Annotated in this window: 18 protein-coding genes; 7 read left to right on the top strand and 11 right to left on the bottom strand. The window is 69.2% G+C overall.

Going from position 1 to position 20,370, the window contains the following annotated elements:
* Positions 1–16: 16 nt before the first annotated feature.
* The 5 genes from H3H55_RS26625 to H3H55_RS26605 all read right to left on the bottom strand — a co-directional run bounded on the left by H3H55_RS26625 (position 17) and on the right by H3H55_RS26605 (position 5,815).
* Positions 17–2,302, bottom strand: a complete 2,286-nt coding sequence (locus H3H55_RS26625; RefSeq protein ID WP_193100880.1) for a xanthine dehydrogenase family protein molybdopterin-binding subunit — start codon at positions 2,300–2,302, stop codon at positions 17–19.
* Positions 2,303–2,439: 137 nt separating this feature from the next.
* Positions 2,440–3,093: an isochorismatase family protein gene (locus H3H55_RS26620; RefSeq protein ID WP_193100879.1), complete on the bottom strand. Its 654-nt coding sequence runs from the start codon at positions 3,091–3,093 to the stop codon at positions 2,440–2,442.
* Positions 3,094–3,112: 19 nt separating this feature from the next.
* Positions 3,113–4,153, bottom strand: a complete 1,041-nt coding sequence (locus H3H55_RS26615; protein WP_193100878.1) for a 2,5-dihydroxypyridine 5,6-dioxygenase — start codon at positions 4,151–4,153, stop codon at positions 3,113–3,115.
* Between the two features lie 51 nt (positions 4,154–4,204).
* On the bottom strand, positions 4,205–5,035 hold the full coding sequence (locus tag H3H55_RS26610) for an alpha/beta fold hydrolase (protein WP_193100877.1): 831 nt from the start codon (positions 5,033–5,035) through the stop codon (positions 4,205–4,207).
* A gap of 27 nt (positions 5,036–5,062) precedes the next feature.
* Positions 5,063–5,815, bottom strand: coding sequence for an Asp/Glu racemase (locus H3H55_RS26605; protein ID WP_048246304.1), 753 nt, complete (start codon positions 5,813–5,815; stop codon positions 5,063–5,065).
* A gap of 298 nt (positions 5,816–6,113) precedes the next feature.
* On the opposite strand from H3H55_RS26605, the gene H3H55_RS26600 reads away from it, so the two are divergent.
* The 4 genes from H3H55_RS26600 to H3H55_RS26585 all read left to right on the top strand — a co-directional run bounded on the left by H3H55_RS26600 (position 6,114) and on the right by H3H55_RS26585 (position 10,903).
* Complete coding sequence (locus H3H55_RS26600) at positions 6,114–7,271, top strand: FAD-dependent monooxygenase (protein ID WP_129517022.1); 1,158 nt, start codon at positions 6,114–6,116, stop codon at positions 7,269–7,271.
* Positions 7,272–7,441: 170 nt separating this feature from the next.
* A complete protein-coding gene (locus H3H55_RS26595; RefSeq protein WP_193100876.1) occupies positions 7,442–7,945 on the top strand; it encodes a (2Fe-2S)-binding protein in 504 nt (167 codons plus the stop codon).
* A complete protein-coding gene (locus tag H3H55_RS26590) occupies positions 7,935–10,373 on the top strand; it encodes a c-type cytochrome (RefSeq protein ID WP_193100875.1) in 2,439 nt (812 codons plus the stop codon). The genes H3H55_RS26595 and H3H55_RS26590 overlap by 11 nt, the downstream gene beginning before the upstream one ends.
* Before the next feature lie 197 nt (positions 10,374–10,570).
* Positions 10,571–10,903 (top strand): hypothetical protein, encoded by a 333-nt coding sequence (locus tag H3H55_RS26585; protein WP_129517026.1) that lies wholly within the window; start codon positions 10,571–10,573, stop codon positions 10,901–10,903.
* A gap of 121 nt (positions 10,904–11,024) precedes the next feature.
* On the opposite strand, the gene mmsB is transcribed toward H3H55_RS26585, so the two are convergent.
* The 3 genes from mmsB to H3H55_RS26570 all read right to left on the bottom strand — a co-directional run bounded on the left by mmsB (position 11,025) and on the right by H3H55_RS26570 (position 14,897).
* Entirely contained in the window at positions 11,025–11,915 is an 891-nt protein-coding gene (gene mmsB / locus H3H55_RS26580; RefSeq protein ID WP_193100874.1) for a 3-hydroxyisobutyrate dehydrogenase, read from the bottom strand.
* 16 nt (positions 11,916–11,931) lie between these two features.
* Complete coding sequence (locus tag H3H55_RS26575; RefSeq protein ID WP_193100873.1) at positions 11,932–13,458, bottom strand: CoA-acylating methylmalonate-semialdehyde dehydrogenase; 1,527 nt, start codon at positions 13,456–13,458, stop codon at positions 11,932–11,934.
* A 110-nt stretch (positions 13,459–13,568) separates the two neighbouring features.
* Entirely contained in the window at positions 13,569–14,897 is a 1,329-nt protein-coding gene (locus tag H3H55_RS26570; protein ID WP_193100872.1) for an MFS transporter, read from the bottom strand.
* A gap of 156 nt (positions 14,898–15,053) precedes the next feature.
* Between H3H55_RS26570 and H3H55_RS26565 the strand changes: the two genes are divergently transcribed.
* Positions 15,054–16,013 carry a LysR family transcriptional regulator gene (locus tag H3H55_RS26565; protein ID WP_193100871.1) on the top strand — a complete coding sequence of 320 codons (960 nt, stop codon included), beginning with the start codon at positions 15,054–15,056 and terminating at the stop codon, positions 16,011–16,013.
* 94 nt (positions 16,014–16,107) lie between these two features.
* Positions 16,108–16,611 (top strand): hypothetical protein, encoded by a 504-nt coding sequence (locus tag H3H55_RS26560; RefSeq protein WP_193100870.1) that lies wholly within the window; start codon positions 16,108–16,110, stop codon positions 16,609–16,611.
* A gap of 3 nt (positions 16,612–16,614) precedes the next feature.
* Here H3H55_RS26560 and H3H55_RS26555 read toward each other — a convergent pair whose 3' ends face one another.
* The 3 genes from H3H55_RS26555 to H3H55_RS26545 all read right to left on the bottom strand — a co-directional run bounded on the left by H3H55_RS26555 (position 16,615) and on the right by H3H55_RS26545 (position 19,173).
* Complete coding sequence (locus H3H55_RS26555) at positions 16,615–17,601, bottom strand: hypothetical protein (protein ID WP_226800377.1); 987 nt, start codon at positions 17,599–17,601, stop codon at positions 16,615–16,617.
* Complete coding sequence (locus H3H55_RS26550; RefSeq protein ID WP_193100869.1) at positions 17,598–18,320, bottom strand: haloacid dehalogenase type II; 723 nt, start codon at positions 18,318–18,320, stop codon at positions 17,598–17,600. Before H3H55_RS26550 ends, H3H55_RS26555 begins: the two co-directional genes overlap by 4 nt.
* A gap of 214 nt (positions 18,321–18,534) precedes the next feature.
* Entirely contained in the window at positions 18,535–19,173 is a 639-nt protein-coding gene (locus tag H3H55_RS26545) for a hydrolase (RefSeq protein WP_193100868.1), read from the bottom strand.
* Between the two features lie 203 nt (positions 19,174–19,376).
* On the opposite strand from H3H55_RS26545, the gene H3H55_RS26540 reads away from it, so the two are divergent.
* Positions 19,377–20,270, top strand: coding sequence for a LysR substrate-binding domain-containing protein (locus H3H55_RS26540; protein WP_193100867.1), 894 nt, complete (start codon positions 19,377–19,379; stop codon positions 20,268–20,270).
* Positions 20,271–20,370 lie beyond the last annotated feature (100 nt).

Genomic DNA, 20,370 nt, shown 5'->3' with positions numbered 1-20,370 from the left:
GCGGCGCAAGTCGCGCCTACGTCGTGCCGGCGGTGGCGGCCTCGCCGGCCTCGTCGGCATGCATCAGCCGGCCGGCGTCGCGCAGCGCGGCGCGGACCGCCTCGGGCGTGAACGGCGGCGCGTAGAACCGCACGCCGGTGGCATCGAACAGCGCGTTCGCGACAGCGGCCGGGCCCGGCACCGACGCCGATTCGCCCGCGCCGAGCGGCGGCTCGCCCTGCCTCGGCATCAGCACCACATCGATGTCCGGTACTTCCGCGAACGTCAGGATCGGATAGCTGGCCCATTCGCGCGACGCGACCTTGCCGTCCGCGAATCGCACGCGCTCTTTCAGCGTGCGGCTCAATACCTGGATCACGTTGCCGTGGATCTGGTGGCGCACGCCATCCGGGTTGATCATCGTGCCCGTGTCCTGGCCGACCGTCACGCGTTCGATGCGTATCTCGCCCGACACGCGATCGACGCTCAGGTCGACGATCCATGCCGACCATGCGGCGCCGAAACCGGGAAAGCGGCTGTGCACGTAGCGCGCATAGGCGACCCCGCGTCCATGCACGAGTCGCGCGCCGTCGCGTTCGCGCTGCGTGCGCGGCGGGCGGGGCGTCCAGCCCGCGCGATCGGCCACGGCCTGCAGCAGTTCCGTCGCGCGCGGGTCCTGCAGGTGACGCAGCCGGAACGCGAGCGGATCGATACCCGTCAGCGCCGCGCATTCGTCGACGAACGCATCGTGCGCGAACGAGTTCGGCAACGCCGACACGCCACGCAGCCACGACGCGCGGACGAGCGGCGCGAGATCCTCGCAGACGAAGCGGCGATGCGGGCTCGCGTACGGCGACACGGCCGTGCGGTCGCCCATCTCGAACACGCGCGGCTCGGGCGCGATCGCGCCGGTCAGCAGCGCCGCGAGCAGCGGCGCGTCGTTCGACGGATAGCGGGTCGTGAAGTCGTAGCCGAGCAGGCGGCCGTCGCGCGTGACGGTGCCGGTCACCTGCATCAGTTGGCCCGCGCCTTTCGGTTCCCACAGATGCTCGTCCGCGCGCGACAGCTGCACGCGCACCGGGCGGCCGACCGCGCGCGACAGCAGCAGTGCATCGCCGCACACGTCGTCGGCGCCGTTGCGGCCATAACAGCCGGCCGCTTCCATCCGCACGACATCGAAATCGGCTTCGTCGCGCGCGACGAGCGTCGCGAGGTCGTAGCGCAGCGAGACGGGATTCTGCGTGCCTGACCACACGGTGATCCGGCCGTCGCCCGGTTCCCGGTAATCGGCGAGCGCGCACGACGGACCGATCGAGCCATGCATCTGGAACGGCCACGCATAGGTGCGCGACAGCGTGATCGTGTCGGGCTGCGCGCGTGCCGCGTCCACATCGCCTTCGTCGAGCAGCACGCGGCGTTTTGCCGGCGCGGCGGCGATCGCGGCGGCCGGCGCGTCGAGCGGCGGCAGCGCGGGATGCGGCCGCCACGTCGCGCGCAACTGGCGCGCCGCGCGGATCGCGTGTTCCTCGCGCTCGGCGACGACGCCGACGAAATCGCCGATCGTGACGACCGCCACCAGCCCCGCCACGTCGGCCACCGATGCGCGATCGACGTCGACGAGCGAGGTGCCGACGAACGGGCCGCTGTCGTGGCCTGCATACGGCGGCCGCACGACGCGGCCATGCAGCATGCCCGGCACGCGCATGTCGTGCACGAACGTGAGCTGGCCGGTTGCTTTCGCGGGCAGGTCGACGCGCGGCGACGACTTGCCGACGATCCGGTAGTGCGCGGGGTCCTTCGTGCGGATGGTCAGGTCCAGCGTCAGCGCGATCCGCTGCGCGGCGACGAGCGCGGCGAACGTCGCCGTTTGCCCGGCCGCCGAAATCGTTGCGTTGTCGACGCTCAGTTGCGCCGCGTCGACGCCGAACCGTTCGGCGGCGAGCGCGAGCAGTGCGTGACGCGCCTGCGCGGCCGCGCAACGCAGCGGCGTCGCGGAAATCTGGATCGTCGCGCTCGCGATGGTCGGGCCCTGGTTCGGGGTCGCGGCCGTGTCGCCGAGCACCATCGTCACGCGCGCGGCCGGCACGTCGAGTTCCTCGGCGACGATCTGCGCGAGCGACGTGCGGATGCCGGTGCCGAGATCGACGTGTCCGTTGAGCGCGAGGATGCGGCCGTCGTCGAGAATCGCGACGAAGACTTCGGGCAGCGCCGGCACAAAGGACGACAGGCTGCCCGGCTGGCCGGGCGCCGGCTTGACGGGCGGTGCGGGCGACCGGATCACGGTCAGGCAGCCGGTGCGCGCGAGCAGTTCGGAGCGGTTCACGGGGGAGGTGTCCTGTCGGGAGCGGCGCGGCTGGCGACCGGTTGCGTCGGGGAAGGATCGTGCGGCGCGCGTCGGGCCAATTTAGGTCGCCAAAAGCGCAGCGTCAATCGCGGGCGCCGCCCGCGATCGGTCGCGACTCAGCGTTCGCGGGCATGCATGGCATCGATTGCCGCGATCGCGTCGTCGAGCGGCATCACGGCCGCGTATTTCTGCTGCATGTCGAACAGGTTCGCGTCGTGCGGCGCGATCGCACGATCGCCGACGCAGTCGGCGAGCACGAGCGGACGGAACCCGTGCGACATCGCGTCGACCACGCTCGCGCGCACGCAGCCGCTCGTCACCGCGCCGGCGACCAGCAGCGTCTGCACCGCGCGCTGCGCGAGCCACGGCGCGAGTTGCGTGCCGAAGAACGCCGACGGCACGGTCTTGCGCACGACGAGCTCGCCGGCCGAGGGCGTGAGTTCGGGCACGATCGCGCTGTTCGGGTGGTGCTCGGTCAGCGTCGCCATGCCGGGCACCTTCAGCGAGAACACGTTGTCGTCGCTGCCGTCGTCCGCGTAGACGATCCGGCTGTGCGCGACGGGCCAGCCGCGTTCGCGCGCCAGCGCAAGCGCACGGGTCGTGCGTGCGATTGCCGGCGCGATGTTGCCGCCGCCGAACGTCGCGGGATCGGCGAAGCCGACCACGAAATCGACGATCAAGAGGCCGATGTTGCCGTGCGGCGGCAGCGGCGTGCCGAAACCCTGCTGGCGATACACGTTCGCTTCGGCGTGGTGGGAAAGATCGGTCATGGTGTCGGGGGCTCGTCGGTCAGGCGGGTTGGTCGGTCACGCGGCCGTCGCGCACGACGGTTTCGCCGTCGAGTTCGACCGTGCAGCGGCGCAGCGGGATGTCGATGTGGCAGGTGGTCGTGCGGTTGCCGCCGCCTTCGTTGTTCGGGCCGAGCGAGAACAGGAAGTTGCCCTCGAACGCGCGCGCGTCCATCCCGATCGTCGCCTCGCGGTCGTACAGCCCGAGCGTCGACCAGCGCGCGCGCGGCTGCAGCCCCCAGCCGATATGCGAGATCGCATAACCTTCGGGGTCGGCGAACGTTTCCATGTAGTCGCGCAGCAGGTCGGCGTCGACGCCGCCTTCGATGCGCGTCGCATAACCGCCTTCGACGGTCAGCACGATCGGCTCGCTCACGTAGTGTTTCTGCGGCAGCAGGATGTCGCCACGATCGATCACGATCGTGCCGCGCGCGGTGCGGTCGTTCGGGTAGGTCAGCGCGAAGCCGCTCGGCCAGTGATCCCAGCGGCCCGGCGCATCGACGAAACCGTACTCGGCCGTCGGCGGGAAGTCGCCGAGCGGGCAGGTGAGCGCGGTGCCGGCTGCGGACGTCACGCGCATCTCGCGGGCGGCGGCGATTTTCTTTGCAGCGGCAAGCACGCGCGTGCGGTCGGCCAGCGTCGGCACCATCCGCACGAGCACCTCGGGCGGCTCGACCGCAAGCAGGATCTTCGTGCCGGCCTTCAGGATGTCGTGCTGTTCGGGCGAGAACAGCAGCGTCATCAGGTCGAGCACGAGGTCGCTCTCGCGCAATGCGGCGATCGCCGCGCGGTTGCCCGTCAGCGGCGTCGTGCCGAGATACGCGAGCGGGTCGCGGCTGAACGCCTTGTCGCCGTTGACGGGCGGCAGGTCGAGCCGGTTGACGATCGCGCCCATCGATTGCGTCGCGATCAGCGCGCACGACAGCGTCTGCGGATGGGTGGCCGCGCTCGTCAGGATCGTGACGGTCTGGCCCGGTTCGAGGCGCGACAGCGTGAGTACCTGCTTCCACGCGTCGATCAGTTGGGTGTCGCTGACTGGCATCGTCGGCTCCGGTAAAGGCGTGAGGGAAAGAGGGGGGGGCGAAGCGCGGGCTCAGGCCGCGAGCGGCGCGCCGAGGAAGTCGCCGAACGCCGCGTAGAAGCCCGGCGCGTTGTCCCACGGGATCATGTGGCCGGCGCCGGGCACGCGCACGTGCCGCATCGACGGCGTCGCGCGCTGCAGTTCCGCGACGTCGTCGTCGCGCACCACGTCGCCGCGTTCGGCTGTGATCAGCAGCGACGGCACCGTCAAGCGCGCGGCGTCCGCGTGGAAATCGTCGGTATGGAACCCTTCGTACGTCGCGCGCACCGCGCGCTCGTCGCAGGTATGCAGCCACTCGGCACGCAACTGCAGTTCGGCATCGGTCCAGGTCGGGCAGAACGCGCGCATGCCTTCGGCGTCGGTGCCGGCGCGCGCGAGCGCCATCGAGTCGATGTACCACGGCAGCTTGCCCGGATAGTCGCGGCGGTTCGGGCCCGACACGGGCGGATCGACGAGCACGACCGATTCGAGCCCGCGGATGCCGCGCCGGGCCGCGCGCGCGGCGATCCGCGCGCCCATCGAATGGCCGACGAGGCTCGTGCGCGGCAGGCCGAGCGCGGCGACCAGCGCCACGATGTCGTCCGCTTGCGCATCGAGGCTGTAGTCGAGCGCCGGCGACGCGTCGGACAGCCCGCGGCCGCGCACGTCGAGCACGTAGGTGTCGAACACCGCGCCGAACACTTCGCCGACGAAGCCCCACGTGATCGCGGGGCTCGTGATGCCGGGGATCAGCACGATCGCGGGGCGCGCGGCGCGCGCGCCGGTCGCGCCGCCGTAGCGCAGGTAGTGCTGGCGGATGCCGTTCGCGCGGACGTTCGCGCCGTGGAGAAAAGTCGAGGACATGGGTGGACTCCGTCGGAAGGGCCGCGTTCAGTACGCGCCGGACAGCAGCGCGCCGGCACCGGGCACGACGGGCTCGAGGTCGAGTTCGCGCAGCATCGCGTAGGTGGTCGCGATCGCGGCGGTGATGACCGGCTTGCCCGTCATCGCCTCGACCTTCGCGACGGCCGGCAGCGACGGCATCTGCACGCACGCGGACAGCACGATCGCGTCGGCGTCCTGGTACGGCAGCGTCTTCACGATGTCGGGCAGGCGCGCCGGATCGTGACGGCCCACGTCGAGGTTGTCGGGAATCTCCAGCGCGCGGTAGGCGAGCACGTCGAATCCTTCGTTGCGGATGTAGTCGACCACGAGTTCGGTGAGCGGCAACATGTACGGCGCGACGACGACGATGCGCTTCGCGCCGATCACCTTCAGCGCGTCGACGAGCGCACCCGCGCTCGTCAGCACGGGCGCCTGCGCGCCGTTGTCGGCCGTGTGCTTCGTGAGGCGCGCCTGCGACACGCGGTGGTAGCCGTGTCCCATCGCCATGATCGCGACGAGGCAGGCGTAGCCGAGCACGTCGACACGCGCGTCGCTCAGCTCCACCGCGCAGCGGTCGGATTCGGCATCCATCGCCGCGAGTTCTTCCTTGACCACCTTCTTCATCCGCATCCGGCTCGAGTGATACGTGAAGCGCTCGGGGCGGATCGTTTCGCGCAACCGCAGCATCGCGGGAATCTCGGTTTCCATCGTCGTGTTGGAACTCGGCACGATCTGGCCGATGCGGTAGGTCTTGCTCATGACGGGAGGCTCCGTGTCGGTAAGGGTGAGGCGGCACGCTGACGCGAGATCGCCGGATTTCGAGCAAAGTCTAGTGTGTACATTTGAAAATGGCAATGCATTAAAATGACGTTCTGCGCGGTGTGATCGTTTGTGTACGCGGTTAATCAACGAAATATCGGTGTTTTCCCGAATGCGGCTGAAGCGCTCAACAATCCGCTTGTCCTGAATAAATTGAGTGTGTACGCTACATAAACGCCATTCAATCCGCCCGTCCTCGCGCCGCGTCCGGCGACGGGCCCACGATCAGGAGATCCGCATGAGCACACCCCGTATCGCAATCATCGGCGCCGGTCTCGGCGGCACGGCCGCCGCGGCGCTGCTTCAGCGCAGCGGCTACGATGTCGCGCTGTACGAGCAGGCACCGGCGTTCTCGCGCCTCGGCGCGGGCATCCACCTCGGCCCGAACGTGATGAAGATCATGCGGCGCATCGGCTGCGAGGACGCGTTGAACACGATGGGTTCGCACCCGGATTTCTGGTACAGCCGCGACTGGCAGAGCGCCGACGTGCTCGCGCAGATTCCGCTCGGCGACTACGCGCGCAAGACCTACGGCGCGAGCTACCTGACCGTGCATCGCGGCGATTTCCATGCATTGATGACGCAGGCGGTGACGCCCGGCACGATCCGCTTCGGCAAGCGGCTCGCGGCGGTGGAGGACACCGGCGACGCGGTGCGCCTGACGTTTGCCGACGGCAGCGTCGACACGGCCGACATCGTGATCGGCGCGGACGGCGTGAATTCGCGGATCCGCGAGCACCTGCTCGGCGCGGAGCCGCCGCGCTACACGGGTTATGTCGCGCACCGCGCGGTGTTTCCGGCGTCGCTGCTCGGCAACAAGCCGTACGACATGTGCGTGAAGTGGTGGTCGGAGGATCGCCACATGATGGTCTATTACGTGACCGAGAAGCGCGACGAGTATTACTACGTGACCGGCGTGCCGCAGGCCGAATGGCCCGAAGGTGTGTCGATGGTCGACAGCAGCCGCGACGAAATGCGCGAAGCGTTCGCGGGGTTCCATGCCGATATCCAGCACCTGATCGACGTGTCGCCGTCGATCACCAAGTGGCCGCTGCTGGAGCGCGACCCGCTGCCGTTGTGGAGCCGTGGCCGCCTGGTGCTGCTCGGCGACGCGTGCCATCCGATGAAACCGCATATGGCGCAGGGCGCGGCGATGGCGATCGAGGATGCCGCGATGCTCGCGCGCTGTCTCGACGAGGTCGGTGCCAGCGATTACGCGGGCGCGTTCGCGCTGTATGAGGCGAATCGCGCGGCGCGTGCGTCGAAGGTGCAGCTCGTGTCGCACAACAACACGTGGCTGCGCACCAACGAGGATCCGTCGTGGGTGTTCGGCTACGACGTGTTCGACGTGCCGCTCGTGGCGCCGTCGCGCAGCGGCGTGGCGGCCGCGGCCTGACGCGCACGCGGTTCCCGCGCCGGCCGTGTCGCCGCCGGCGCGCGATCGATGCGCCGATACCGCGCGTTTTTCGGCGTGTTATATGTCAGGCGCGCGCCGGCGGTGCCAGCCGGCGACAGTGCCCGCCGCCGGCCGACCGTCGGCCCGCGCTCCGCATTCCGGATCCATTCATGTCCCATCCCGCTTCTCCGTCGCGGCCGCTGGCGTTCCGCGTGAACGGCACGCCGCACACCTTCGACGATGCCGCGCCCGACGCGCCGCTGCTGCTGGTCCTGCGCAACGACTGCGCGCTCAACGGCCCGAAATACGGCTGCGGGCTCGGGCAGTGCGGTGCGTGCACGGTGCTCGTCGACGGACAGGCGACGCGCTCGTGCGTCGTGCCGGCCGCCGCCGCGCGCGGGCGCGAGGTCACGACGCTGGAAGGGCTCGGGTCGCGCGACGCGCCGCATCCGATCCAGCGCGCGTTCATCGACGAGCAGGCCGCGCAATGCGGTTATTGCCTGAACGGGATGATCATGAGCACGAAGGCGCTGCTCGACCGCCATCCCGCGCCGGACGATGCGGCGATCCGCGACGCGCTGCGCTTCAATCTTTGCCGCTGCGGCACGCACCTTGAGATCCTCCGGGCCGTGCATCGCGCCGCGCGTTATCTGCGGGATGGCCATGAAGCATGACGTGAGCCTGCCCGTGCAGCCGCAGCGTGTGATGGCGCACGAGCCGCGCGATGAAGCCGCCGCCGCATCGAGCACGCACCACGCGCGCTACGAATGGCCGATCGGCGAAACACGCGCGCAGGCGTCGCTCGATGTCGAAACGCACACCGCGCCCGACGGGCGGATGACGACCTGGCGCTATCGCGCGCAGGCGGCCGGCACGGGCACGGTAACGGACGATGGTCGTGTGCCGCACGCTTCGACGAACGACGGCGGGGAGCCCGGCCCGGCAGCGCCGTTCGTCTACCGGCATGCACAGACGTCGATCGAGCTGGCCGATACCAGCGGCGCGATTCCGGGGCACGCACACGTGTTCGCGCGCGAATCCTTCGTCGACGAACTCGCGGACACGCTGCGGCGCGACCCGGTCGCATTGCGTCTGCAGCATCTCGATGCATCGCGGGATGCGGGGCCGCGCGAGATTATCCGGATGGTCAGCGAGCGCGCCGCATGGGGTGCGCCGATCGCGGCGGATGCGACTGCCCATGCGCGGGTCAGCGGCCGCGGCTTCGCATTCGATGGCGCCGGCGTGCCTGCCGCGCCGCGCGGTGACGAACCTTCGGCCGCAACCGCTGCAGCTGCCTCGCATGACGCAGAGGCGCGCTGGTCCGCGTGGGTCGTCGATCTCGATGTCGACCGCGCGACGGGCGACGTCGCGGTACGGCGCGTCGTGGCCGGGCAGGGTGCTGGCGAACCGGGCGACGCATCGCTGGCCGGTTTGCCCGCATGGCAGATCGAGGCGGCGATTTCGCGCGTGATGGGTACGCGATTGTCCGCGCGGCCCGCGCATGACGAAACCGGTCCGGGTGCGCAGCCGGACGCGATCGCGCACGAGCTGGTGGCGTTCGACGACGCGGCGCATCGCGCGCACGGCGATCTGTCCGCGTACGACGCGCGCCGGATCGAGCAGGCGGCCGCACCGGCCGCGGCGGCGATCGCGAATGCGCTGTACGACGCGACGGGCGTGCGGTTTCGCGCACCGCCGTTTGATGCCGGGCGGATTCGCGCGGCGCTCGCGCAACCGGTGCCGGCCGATTCCGGCGACGGGCCGCGCAACGCGCCGCGCCGCGCATCGCGCTGGCGCCGCTGGCTGGCCGGCGGCGGTGCGGGCGGCGTGGTCGGCGGACTGATCGGGCTCGCATGCGCGATCCTGCCGGGGCCCGCGCCGATCGCGCCCGTCGCCCCCGGCGGCTCGGACGGCGCGATGTGGAGCGCGGCGACGCTCGAACGCGGCCGCCAGGTCGCACTCGCCGGCGATTGCGCGGTGTGCCACACCGCGCCCGGCGGCGCGACCAACGCGGGCGGGCTCGCGCTCGATACGCCGTTCGGCACGATCCATACGACCAACCTCACACCCGATCCGGAAACCGGCATCGGCACCTGGTCGTATCCGGCGTTCGCGCGCGCGATGCGCGAAGGCATCTCGCGCGACGGCACGCACCTGTACCCGGCGTTCCCCTATACGGCGTTCGCGAAGCTGAGCGAGCCCGACCTGCTCGCGCTCTATGCGTACCTGATGTCGCAGCCGCCGGTGAAGCACGTGCCGCCGAAGACGAAGCTGCCGTTTCCGCTCGATCAGCGGCGCCTCGTCGCGGGCTGGAACTGGCTGTTTCACGACGCGCGGCCGTTCGCACCGGACCCGGCGCGCTCCGCGCTGTGGAATCGCGGCAAGTACCTGGTCGACGGCGCCGGTCACTGCGGCGCGTGCCACACGCCGCGCAACGCGCTGGGCGCGGAGAAGGGCGGTTTTGCGTACCTGTCGGGCGGCGAGGCCGAGGGATGGGTCGCGCCGCCGCTCGTCGCGTCGCCGGCCGCGCCCGTGCCGTGGACCGAAGGCGCGCTGTTCGACTACCTGCGCACAGGTTTCTCCGCGCAGCATGGGGTCGCGGCCGGGCCGATGGCGCCCGTCGTCGCGGGGCTCGCGTCGCTGCCCGAGTCGGACGTGCAGGCGATCGCGCACTATCTCGCGTCGCTGTCGCCGCCCGTCGACGCCGCGGTTGCCGCCGACGCGGCCAGCCGGCAGGCGCGCGGCGCGGAAGCCGTCGCGACGCTCGGCCTCGAGAACGGCCGCCGCGCGTTCGACGCGGCGTGCGCGGTCTGTCACGCGGAATCGGGCGGAGTCGGGCATTTCGGCGTGCGCCCGCTGATGGGGCTCAATACGAGCGTCAGCCAGGCCGCGCCGGACAACCTGCTGCGCGTGCTGCATCACGGGATCGACCAGCCGGCCACCGACCAGCTCGGTTACATGCCGGGTTTCGGCGACGCGTTCGACGACCGGCAGATGGCCGAACTCGCTGCATACATTCGCGCGCGCTACGCGCCGGCGCAGCCGGCGTGGCGGGATCTGGCGCAAGCGTCGGCGAGGATCCGGCAGGAACGCGCGCATTGAGCGATGCGCCGGCAGGACAAAACTACCCGTCGCGTGAAAACGCGGGCAGCGCCGGCTGTAAATCTTGCCTGCGCCAGCGATCGTTTAACCATTCGAAACAATGTGTTCACTGAAAAGGGCATGATCTCCGGCGATCGAGCAGGCATACTGGCGCCTATGTTGCTCAATGCACGCCAACCCGGCGTGCGCCTGTTCCCATGTCCATTCCAGACCCTTTTCGAACCCTGCGATGGTTGACCGTCGCGGCTGCCGCATGCTTGCTCGCCGCGTGTTCGACCGCTTCCGACGTGACCGCGACGTCGAACCCGAACGTATTTACCGTGACGACGCGCACGGTCGGCGTATCGACGACGTGGGCCGACGCCCATGAGAAGGCTTTCAACGAAGCCAACAACTTCTGCACGCAGCGCGGCATGCGCGCGAGCATGAAGCAGGAATCGCTGACCGGCGGCCGCCGTGTCGACGCGCGCTCCGAACTCGCGTTCGAGTGCCATCCGACCTTCGAGACGGCGTCGAACCCGCGCGGTTGAACACCCGGCGGCGTTGTCGCGCCGCCGCCCCCTGCATTCTCCGTCCCCCGCATGCAAAACGACCCGCGATGCGTCGCAAGCGCATCGCGGGTCGGCGCACGTCCGGCGTCGGCTGCGCGGGTTACGCGGGCTGCGCCTCGTACAGCTTCACGCACGCGGAGAAGTCGAGCGCGCCGAGTCCCTGCTGGCTCATCGACTGATACAGCTGCTGCGCGAGCGCGCCCATCCACACCGGCTGATGCGCGCTGCGTGCGGCTTCGGTCGCGAGCCCGAGATCCTTCAGCATCAGGTTCGCCGCGAAACCGCCTGCATAACCGCGCGCGGCCGGCGCCGTGTCGCTCACGCCCGGATACGGGTTGTACGTATCCGAACTCCAGCAACGGCCGGTCGACGTGTTGATGATGCCGGCCAGCACGGCCGGATCGATGCCAAGCGCGGCGCCGAGCGCCATCGCTTCCGACACGCCCATCATCGAGATCCCGAGCAGCAGGTTGTTGCAGATTTTCGCGATCTGCCCGGTGCCGGTGGCGCCGCAATGCACGACGTTCTTGCCCATGTCGAGCAGCACCGGGCGGATGCGCTCGAACAGCGCGGCATCCGCGCCGACCATGAAGGTCAGCGTGCCGGCCTGCGCGCCGCCGGTGCCGCCCGACACGGGCGCGTCGGCGAGCGGGAAGTCGCGCTGCGCGGCGGCTTCGGCCACCGCGCGCACGGTGCCGGGATCGATCGTGCTGCAGTCGATCAGCGTCGCGCCGGCGCGCGCGCCGGCCAGCACGCCGTCGTCGCCGAGGTAGACGGCGCGCACGTGCTGCGCGGCCGGCAGCATCGTGATCACGACCGCCCCGCGCGCGGCCGCGTCGCGCGGCGAGGCCGCCGCCGTCGCGCCCGCGCGCACCGCGGCGTCGACCGCGTGCGCGTCGAGGTCGAACACCGTCAACGTGTGGCCGGCCTTGAGCAGGTTGGCGGCCATGGGGCCGCCCATGTTGCCGAGCCCGATGAATGCGATTTCCATGTGCGAGCCCCGGTAATTAGCGCAGCGCGATCGTCGTGTTCACGCCGCCGGCCGTCGCGTCGTCGTCGAACCAGCGTGCGGTGACCGTCTTCGTCTGCGTGTAGAACTGCACGACCTGCTTGCCGTACGGGCCGAGATCGCCGAGCTTCGAGCCGCGCGAGCCCGTGAAGCTGAAGTAGGGCACCGGCACCGGAATCGGGATGTTGATGCCGACCTGGCCGATGTCGATCTCGCTCTGGAACTTGCGCGCGGCTGCGCCGCTCTGCGTGAACAGCCCCACGCCGTTGCCCATCGGGTTCGCGTTGACGAGTGCGATCGCGTCGTCGAGCGTGTCGGCTTCGAGCACGACCACCACCGGCCCGAAGATTTCTTCCGTATAGATCGACATGTCGGTCGTCACGCCCGAGAAGATCGTCGGGCCGACGAAGTTGCCGTGCTCGTAGCCGGGCACCGTCACGCCGCGGCCGTCGAGTTCGAGCGTCGCACCGGCCTTCACGCCTTCGTCGATCAGCGCGGTGATGCGCGCGTGCGCGGCCTTCGACACGACCGGCCCGACATCCGTGCCCGGCTCGTGGCCCGCGTTGATCTTCAGCACCTTCGCCTTCGCGACGAGATCGGGCAGCCAGTCGCGCGCCTGGCCGACGAGCACGACGACCGACGTCGCCATGCAGCGCTGGCCGGCCGCGCCGAAGCCCGCGCCGACGAGCGCGTTGATCGACTGTTCGCGGTGCGCATCGGGCAGCACCACCGCGTGGTTCTTCGCGCCCATCATCGACTGCACGCGCTTGCCGTGCTGGCTGCCGAGGTTGTACACGTGCGTGCCGACGCGCGTCGAGCCGACGAACGAGATCGCCTTGATGTCCGGATGCGTGCAGAGGCGGTCGACCACCGTCTTGCCGCCGTGCACGACGTTCAGCACGCCCTGCGGCATGCCGGCCTCGATCGCGAGTTCGACGAGCTGCATCGTCGACAGCGGGTCCTGTTCCGACGGCTTCAGCACGAACGTGTTGCCGCACACGATCGCCATCGGGAACATCCACAGCGGGATCATCCCGGGGAAGTTGAACGGCGTGATGCCCGCGCACACGCCGATCGGCTGGCGCAGCGTGTAGGTATCGACGCCGCCCGCGACGTTCTCCGCGAATTCGCCCTGCTGCAGCGTGCCGATCGAGCACGCATGCTCGACGACTTCGAGGCCGCGGAAGATGTCGCCCTGCGCGTCGGGCAGCGTCTTGCCCTGTTCGGCGGTGAGCGTGTGCGCGATCCGTTCGAGATTGCGGCGCACGAGATCCTGGAACTTCAGCATGATGCGCAGCCGCGCGCCGATCGGCGTCGTCTTCCAGGTCTGGAACGCGCGCTGCGCGGACGCGATCGCGGCGTCGACCTCGTCGAGCGTCGCATACGGCACGCGGCCGATCACTTCCTGCGTCGCGGGGTTGACGATGTCGCCCCATTCGGCGCTTTGCGATTCGACGAACGCGCCGTCGATCAGCAGCTTGGCGGTGGGCAGGGCGAGGGTGGTCTGGGGAACTGCGGCGTTCATGGAACTCTCCGGAAAACGGTGTGGCGATGAAAAACGGGCCCCGGCATCCGCCGCGCGTGCATGCACGGCGGACGGCAGGGTGAACTGAAATCGATCCGGCGCAGGCGCGTTCAGGCGCGATCAGGCGCGGGCCGGCGCATCAATGAGGTACACCCGAGCGCGAACACGCCGAAGCCGACGAGGTACGCGATCACGTAGTGCGGCTGGCCGCCGCCGACCTTGAGCAGCGACGTCGCGATCATCGGTGCGAAGCCGCCGCCGATCACGCCGGCCAGCTGCACCGACAGCGAGATGCCGCTGTAGCGGATTTCCGCCGGGAACTGTTGCGCGAACAGCAGCGCTTCCGGCGCATAGAGGATCGGGAACACGACGCCGAGGCCGAGCACGATCGCCCACCATGCGTACGACGTCTGCTGCGTGCCGAGCATCATGAAGAACGGCGCGGCGAACGCGCACATCAGCACGAGGCCGATTGCGAACATCCGGCGCTGGCCGATCTTGTCGCTCAGGTGGCCGCACAGCGGCATCGTGACGAGCGACAGCGCGGCGCCGGCCGTGATCGCGTGCAGCATCCCGGCCTTCGGCAGATGGAGCTGCTGCGTCGCGTAAGCGAGCGCGAACGTGACGACCATGTAGAACCAGGTGTTTTCGGCGGCGCGTGCGCCGACGATCGTCAGCACCTCGCGCGGATGGCGGCGCAGCGCGGCCGTCACGGGCGACTTCTCGGCCTTGCCCTGGCGCTGGATCTTCTCGAAGTCGGGCGACTCGGGCACCTTCGCGCGGATGAACCAGCCGAGGCCGACCAGCGCGATGCTCGCGAGGAACGGCACGCGCCAGCCCCACGACAGCATGTCGGCTTCCGGCAGCGCGGCCACCGCGGCCATCGCGACCGACGACAGGATCAGGCCGAGCCCGACGCCCGTCTGCGGCAGGCTGCCGAACAGCCCCTTGCGGCCTTTCGGCGCGTGTTCGACGGCCATCAGCACCGCGCCGCCCCATTCGCCGCCGACCGCCATCCCCTGCAGGAAGCGCATCGCGATCAGCAGCGCGGCCGCCCAGTAGCCGATGCGGTCATACGACGGGATCAGCCCGATGATCATGCTCGGCACGCCCATCAGCAGCAGCGTGATCATCAGCATCGACTTGCGGCCGATGCGGTCGCCGAAGTGGCCGAACACGATGCCGCCCATCGGCCGTCCGATGAAGCCGACCGCGAACGTGCCGAACGCGGCGAGCGTGCCGACGACGGGGTCCAGCGACGGGAAGAAGATGCGGTTGAACACGAGCGCGGCGGCCGTGCCGTAGAGGAAGAAGTCGTACCACTCGATCGTCGTGCCGGCCATGCTGGCCCAGCCGGCCAGCAGGTAGTGCTTCGCGGTGCGGGCGGGTGCCGGCGTCGCGACTGTCGCATGCTCATCGAGGGTGGATCGCGTCTGCATGGTGTCTCCGTGGTGGGTGCCGCGGTTCGTGGTCCGCAGGTCACGGTCGAGTATAGTTATGCGCAGATTCATGATGTACCGATAAAGAAACCGGTTGGATGTGCATTTATGCATATCGACGGCCGGCCCGGAGACTCCAGCCCTTTTTCCCCGCCGATGCGACATGCCACCGAGCCGGTTTCCGGCAACCTGAACTGGGACGACCTGCGTTTCTTCCTCGAAGTCGCGCGCACGCAGCGCGCGAGCGGCGCCGCGAAGCGGCTCGGCGTCGACTACACGACCGTCGCGCGGCGCATCCGCGCGCTCGAGGCGGCGATCGGCACGCTGCTGTTCGACAAGTCGCGCTCCGGCGGCTTCACGCTGACGGCCGAAGGGCAGCGGCTCGTCGCGTATGCCGACGCGATGGAGACGACCGTGCAGTCCGCGTGCGACCAGGTCGCGAACACGGGCGCGGCGTTGTCGGGCCACGTGCGGATCGGGTCGACGGAAGGGTTCGGCTGCTTTTTCCTGGCGCCGCAACTCGCGCAGTTTCGCGCCGCGCATCCGCACGTGACGGTCGACCTGCTGCCGGTCCCGCATTTCGTCAACCTGCCGAAGCGCGAGGCCGATCTGGCGATCACGCTCGAGCGGCCCGATCGCGGGCCGTACGTGGTCACCAAGTTGTGCGACTACCAGTTGCGGCTCTATGCGACGCGCGACTATCTCGCGAACCACGCGCCGATCACGTGCACGGACGATCTCGCGCGGCATGCGTTCATCAGCTATGTCGACGATCTCGCGTTCAGTAACGAGTTGCTGTACCTGGAGCGCGCGGTGCCGGGCGCGACGGCCGGGCTGCGCACGACGAGCGTGATCGCGCAGTATTTCGCGGCGCTGCAGGGCGGCGGGCTCGCGATCCTGCCGTGCTTCATGGCGGCCACGCAGCCGGCGCTGGTGCCCGTGCTGCCGGACGACGTGGTTGTCACGCGGTGTTTCTGGCTGACCTGCCGGGAAGATCTGCGCAAGCTGCGGCGCGTGACCGCGCTGTGGGATTACCTGCGCGCGGCGGCGGATGCGAATCGGGCATTGTTGATGGGCGAATCGGGGAAGTTGGAATTTGTCGGTGAGCCGGAATAGCGGGGGACTCAAGCGGCGGTGTTCGGGCGGCACAAGGCGGCCGCGAGGGCTATCATCCCGTCATATCCGCATCGCCAGCCGCCAGGAGCGTGTCGTGGAAATTCATTCGCAGTGGACTTTCGATTGCCGGCCCGAGCACGTGTGGCCGCATTTCCTCCATGCCCGGATGGACGACACGCGGCCGTTGCTGTTCCGCCTCGGCGTGCCGAAGCCGGTCAGTTGCCGCGTGCTGGAAGGCACGCCGACCGTCGGCAACACGCGCCAGTGCACGACGGATCGCGGCACGATCGACCAGCGGATCCTCGTGCTCGACGAGAATCGCCGGCTGCGTTACCGGATGGTGGCGTCGACGGTCTGGTGCCGCGACTGGGTCGGCCTGCTCGAGGACGAATTCACGCTGACGCCGGTCGAAGGCGGCAAGACGTGCGTCGAGCGGCGGACCGTGTTCAGCGCGCGCGGTTTCCTGAAACCGATCCGTCAGATCGGCCTGTGGGTGGCGCTGCAGCAGGCCCACCGGTATGCGGCGCGCAACTGGCGGCGCCTCGCGCTCGCGGCAAAGGGGCGTGCCGTCGCAACGGAACTGGCGCCCGGCGGCTAGCACCTACGCGTAATAGATCTGACCGATATCCGTGTCGCGCACCTGGCCCTTGCGTTCGGCCTCGCTGCGGGCGTCGGCGAAATCGCGCGTGCACAGATCCGGGCGGCCCAGTGCATGCAGGATGCTCGACGTGCGCCACGCCGGCAGCCAGTCGGACCATGACAGCCGCACGCCGATGATCAGGGCCAGCAGGACGCCCATCATCAGCGGCCCGCCCAGCAGCATCAGCAGGTCGAGCCCGAGGTCGGAAAACCCGCCGTCGCCGGTCCAGAGCACCAGGATCATCATCGGGACGACCAGGCAGTTCACGCCGATGAACGACCATTTCCAGGCCAGCCACAGCGTGTGCGTCAGGCCGGCCAGCCCCGTATTGCCGCACGCATAATCCATCGCCAGATAGCGCCGGTCGGGAGACGACAGCGCAAACAGGCGGCCCTGCCGGTTGATGACGGCCACGACCTCGTCGCCGACGTCGAAGCATTGCCCGCCCAGGAAGCCGCGATACGTTTGCCCGCCGATTTCGATTTCCACCGGAAGTTTGGCGAGGATGATCCTGCCGTTCTTGCCGACGGTCACGGATGCGTTCTGCGACACGTAGGTCTTGCTGTCGCGGATGTTCGCGTACGACCACGTTGCCGGATGCTCGACCTTGTCGGCCTCGGCATTCAGCTTCGCGAGGATGCTGTCTTCGCTGGTTTGCTGAAACACCAGCGCATTGGCCGCGGCGCCGTTGCCGGTCAGCGCCGCCATGATCGGCACCACGTTGTGCGTGAACCAGTAGCCGAGCGATTGCTTCCTGGCTTCCGGGTCGACCGGCCGTATCGGATGGCCTTCGGAACTGTCCTGATCCGGGCGCTCGAGGAAGCGCAGCGCGGTCAGTTTGCCTTCTACCAGATGCAGCGGAGATGACATGCGGGCACGCGAATCGGAAAGGGCAATGGTTGCGGAGTCTACCAGTCGCCGGGCGCACCCGGCGCACGCATCGCTCAAGCCGGGCAGCCGAGCCGGTCCGCGAGTTCGTTCAGGTCCTGGACGTCGAAGTCCCACGCATCGTCGGCTTGCAGGTCGGTCGTCTGGCCGGGCCCATGTTCGGTCGGCCGCAGCACGAACGCGGTCGACAGCCCGAGCCGGCGCGCAGCGGCGAGGTCGCCGTTGTGGGCCGCGACGAGGCACAGCTCGGCCGGTGCGACGCCGAGAATCTCGACCGTGTCGCTGTACACCTGCGGCGATGGCTTGTACGCGCGGACGACCTCGGCGCCGAGGATCGCGTCCCACGGCAGCCCCGCGCGTTTCGCGACGTCGACCATCAGCCGGATGTTGCCGTTCGACAGCGGCGCGATGATGAAGCGCCGCTTCAGCCGGTGCAGCGCGGCGACGGCGTCGGGCCACGGATCGAGGCGGTGCCATGCGAGGTTGAGCGCATCGATGTCCGCGTCGGGTACGTCGACGATCCCGTAGCGGTCGAGCGTGCGGACGAGGTTCTCGCGGTGCAGGACGTCGAGCCGCACGTAGCGCCTGCGCCCGCTGCGGATCTCTTCCATCGACGGCGAATATTCGGCGCGCCACGCGTCGGCGAACGCGTACGGATCGAGCGCGGGGGCGTAGCGATCCAGGAACGCGGCGGCACCGCGTGCGACGCCGCTTCTCCAGTCGACGACCGTTCCGAAGACATCGAAAACGAGCGCCTTGATTTCGGCAGGATGCGTCATGGTGATCCCGTGAAAGTCGTTCGATGAGGACGCACATCACCGTGCCGCCGGAATGCGCGACGCCGGTTCGATCGACATTGAATCACGGATACGAAAACGCGGCTTGGCCGGCCGCGATGCCGTCCGGGTGCTGCCGGAACGGATGAAACGGGCAAAGCATGGGCGCGCGCGGCCGCCGGTGGGAACCGGCCCGCGGCCGCGCGCGCCGGGCCGGTCAGCTCTTGTCGTACGAGAACTGGATGCCGGCCGTGCCGCCGGTTTCGATGAACAGGTCGATGAACGCCGGCACGGTGGCGCTGCGTGCCCAGTCGCGCTGCAACTCGCAGAACAGCTGCGCGACGCTGATCATCTGGCCGCCGGCCTGCTCGATGCGGCGCAGCGCGGCTTCGTGCGCGGCGACCGACGTGCCGCCGACGGCGTCGACGACCACGTACACCTCGTAGCCGGCCTTCAGCGCGTCGAGCGCCGGGAACGTCAGGCACGCTTCGGTCCACAGCGCGGTCATGATCAGCTTCTTGCGGCCGGTCGCCTCGACGGCCTTGCGGAATTCGACGTCCTCCCACGAGTTGATGCTCGTGCGGTCGTAGGTCGGATAACCTTCGAGCGCCGCGCGCAGTTGCGGGATCGGCGGCTTGTTCAGGCCCGTCTTCACGTTGACGGTCGAGTGGACGATCGGCAGGTTGTACGCGACGGCCGCTTTCGACGCGCCGACGATGTTGTTGACCAGCAGCTGGCGATCCATCGACGCGATGGAGTTCACCTGGACCGGCTGGTAATCGATGACGATGAACGCCGCGTTCTGCGGGGTGAGCAGGTGGTCGTTCGCCGGGTCGCGAATCGGTTCGCTTGCCATGGTTGCCTCCAGAGACAGTGCAGGAAATGAGGGGGAGCCCCGAGCTCGGTGAATCGGCCGGGCGGCCGAGGGAACCGGTTGAAATGACATCCTTCCCGGTCGCATCGACAACGTCGATCCACGTCGAATCAAGATGCTATTCGCGCAACAACCGGCGTTCCAGTCCCTTAAAATGCCGTCAGTGTTCTATGAATGGAACAATCATGGATGACCTGAACGACCTCTACTATTTCGTGAAAGTGGTCGAACACGGCGGGTTCACGCAGGCGGGGCGCGCGCTGGATGTCCCGAAATCGACGTTGAGCCGGCGCATCGCGGCGCTGGAGGCGCGGTACGACGTGCGGCTGCTGCAGCGCACGACGCGTCACTTCACGGTGACGGAAACCGGGCGCGAATTCTACGAGCGCTGCCTCGCCGTGCTGGTCGAAGCCGACGCCGCGCGCGAGGTGATCGAGCGCCGGCACGCGGAGCCGCGGGGCATCGTCCGCGTGAGCTGTCCGACCGCGCTGCTCGAATATCGCGTGAGCGAGCTCGTCGCGCGTTTCATGGCGACTCATCCACAGGTGCAGGTGCATCTCGAGGCGACGAACCGCCGCGTCGACCCGCTGAGCGAAGGGTTCGACCTCGCGCTGCGCGTGCGTTTTCCGCCGCTGGAGGACAGCGATCTCGTGATGCGCATTCTCGGCGACAGCCCGCAGCGGCTGGTGGCCTCGCCGCAGTGGCTGGGCGGGCGCGCCGCGCCGTCGGACCCGGCCGAGCTGGCCGGCGCGCCGAGCCTCGACTGGGGGCCGGCGCGGCATCACGTGTGGCAACTGGTCGGGCCGAACGGCGAGCACGCGCAGTTGCGCCATCATCCGCGCTTCGTGACCGACGACATGCACGCGTTGCGCGATGCGGCGATTCATGGCGTCGGCATCGTGCAATTGCCGTGCATGGTCGTCGAGGACGACCTGCGCAACGGCACGCTGGTCGACGTGCTGCCGGGATGGGCGCCGAAGGGCGGCGTGGTGCACGCGGTGTTTCCGTCGCGACGCGGGCTGCTGCCGCGCGTGCGCCTGCTGATCGACTTCCTGGCCGAACACATCCGCAAGGACTGACGGGCGGCGCGCGGTGTTCCGCCGCCGGCCGTGCTGATGGAATCGGTGTCATGGCAGACCAACCGCGCGGTCGCCGAACAGTCGGTTTGCCTGTTCGTGC

The organism is Burkholderia sp. Z1 (genome assembly GCF_014893795.1).
GTDB classification, from domain to species: domain Bacteria; phylum Pseudomonadota; class Gammaproteobacteria; order Burkholderiales; family Burkholderiaceae; genus Burkholderia; species Burkholderia theae.
This window is presented reverse-complemented; position numbering and strand designations above follow the sequence as displayed.

Excerpts from the sequence above, each read along its gene's own strand:
- H3H55_RS26575 (WP_193100873.1), bottom strand. The coding sequence starts at position 13,458 with ATGAACGCCGCAGTTCCCCAGACCACCCTCGCCCTGCCCACCGCCAAG.
- H3H55_RS26590 (WP_193100875.1), top strand. The coding sequence starts at position 7,935 with ATGAAGCATGACGTGAGCCTGCCCGTGCAGCCGCAGCGTGTGATGGCG.
- H3H55_RS26605 (WP_048246304.1), bottom strand. The coding sequence starts at position 5,815 with ATGAGCAAGACCTACCGCATCGGCCAGATCGTGCCGAGTTCCAACACG.
- H3H55_RS26615 (WP_193100878.1), bottom strand. The coding sequence starts at position 4,153 with ATGCCAGTCAGCGACACCCAACTGATCGACGCGTGGAAGCAGGTACTC.
- mmsB (WP_193100874.1), bottom strand. The coding sequence starts at position 11,915 with ATGGAAATCGCATTCATCGGGCTCGGCAACATGGGCGGCCCCATGGCC.
- H3H55_RS26570 (WP_193100872.1), bottom strand. The coding sequence starts at position 14,897 with ATGCAGACGCGATCCACCCTCGATGAGCATGCGACAGTCGCGACGCCG.
- H3H55_RS26610 (WP_193100877.1), bottom strand. The coding sequence starts at position 5,035 with ATGTCCTCGACTTTTCTCCACGGCGCGAACGTCCGCGCGAACGGCATC.
- H3H55_RS26545 (WP_193100868.1), bottom strand. The coding sequence starts at position 19,173 with ATGGCAAGCGAACCGATTCGCGACCCGGCGAACGACCACCTGCTCACC.
- H3H55_RS26565 (WP_193100871.1), top strand. The coding sequence starts at position 15,054 with ATGCGACATGCCACCGAGCCGGTTTCCGGCAACCTGAACTGGGACGAC.
- H3H55_RS26600 (WP_129517022.1), top strand. The coding sequence starts at position 6,114 with ATGAGCACACCCCGTATCGCAATCATCGGCGCCGGTCTCGGCGGCACG.
- H3H55_RS26620 (WP_193100879.1), bottom strand. The coding sequence starts at position 3,093 with ATGACCGATCTTTCCCACCACGCCGAAGCGAACGTGTATCGCCAGCAG.
- H3H55_RS26550 (WP_193100869.1), bottom strand. The coding sequence starts at position 18,320 with ATGACGCATCCTGCCGAAATCAAGGCGCTCGTTTTCGATGTCTTCGGA.
- H3H55_RS26595 (WP_193100876.1), top strand. The coding sequence starts at position 7,442 with ATGTCCCATCCCGCTTCTCCGTCGCGGCCGCTGGCGTTCCGCGTGAAC.
- H3H55_RS26540 (WP_193100867.1), top strand. The coding sequence starts at position 19,377 with ATGGATGACCTGAACGACCTCTACTATTTCGTGAAAGTGGTCGAACAC.
- H3H55_RS26585 (WP_129517026.1), top strand. The coding sequence starts at position 10,571 with ATGTCCATTCCAGACCCTTTTCGAACCCTGCGATGGTTGACCGTCGCG.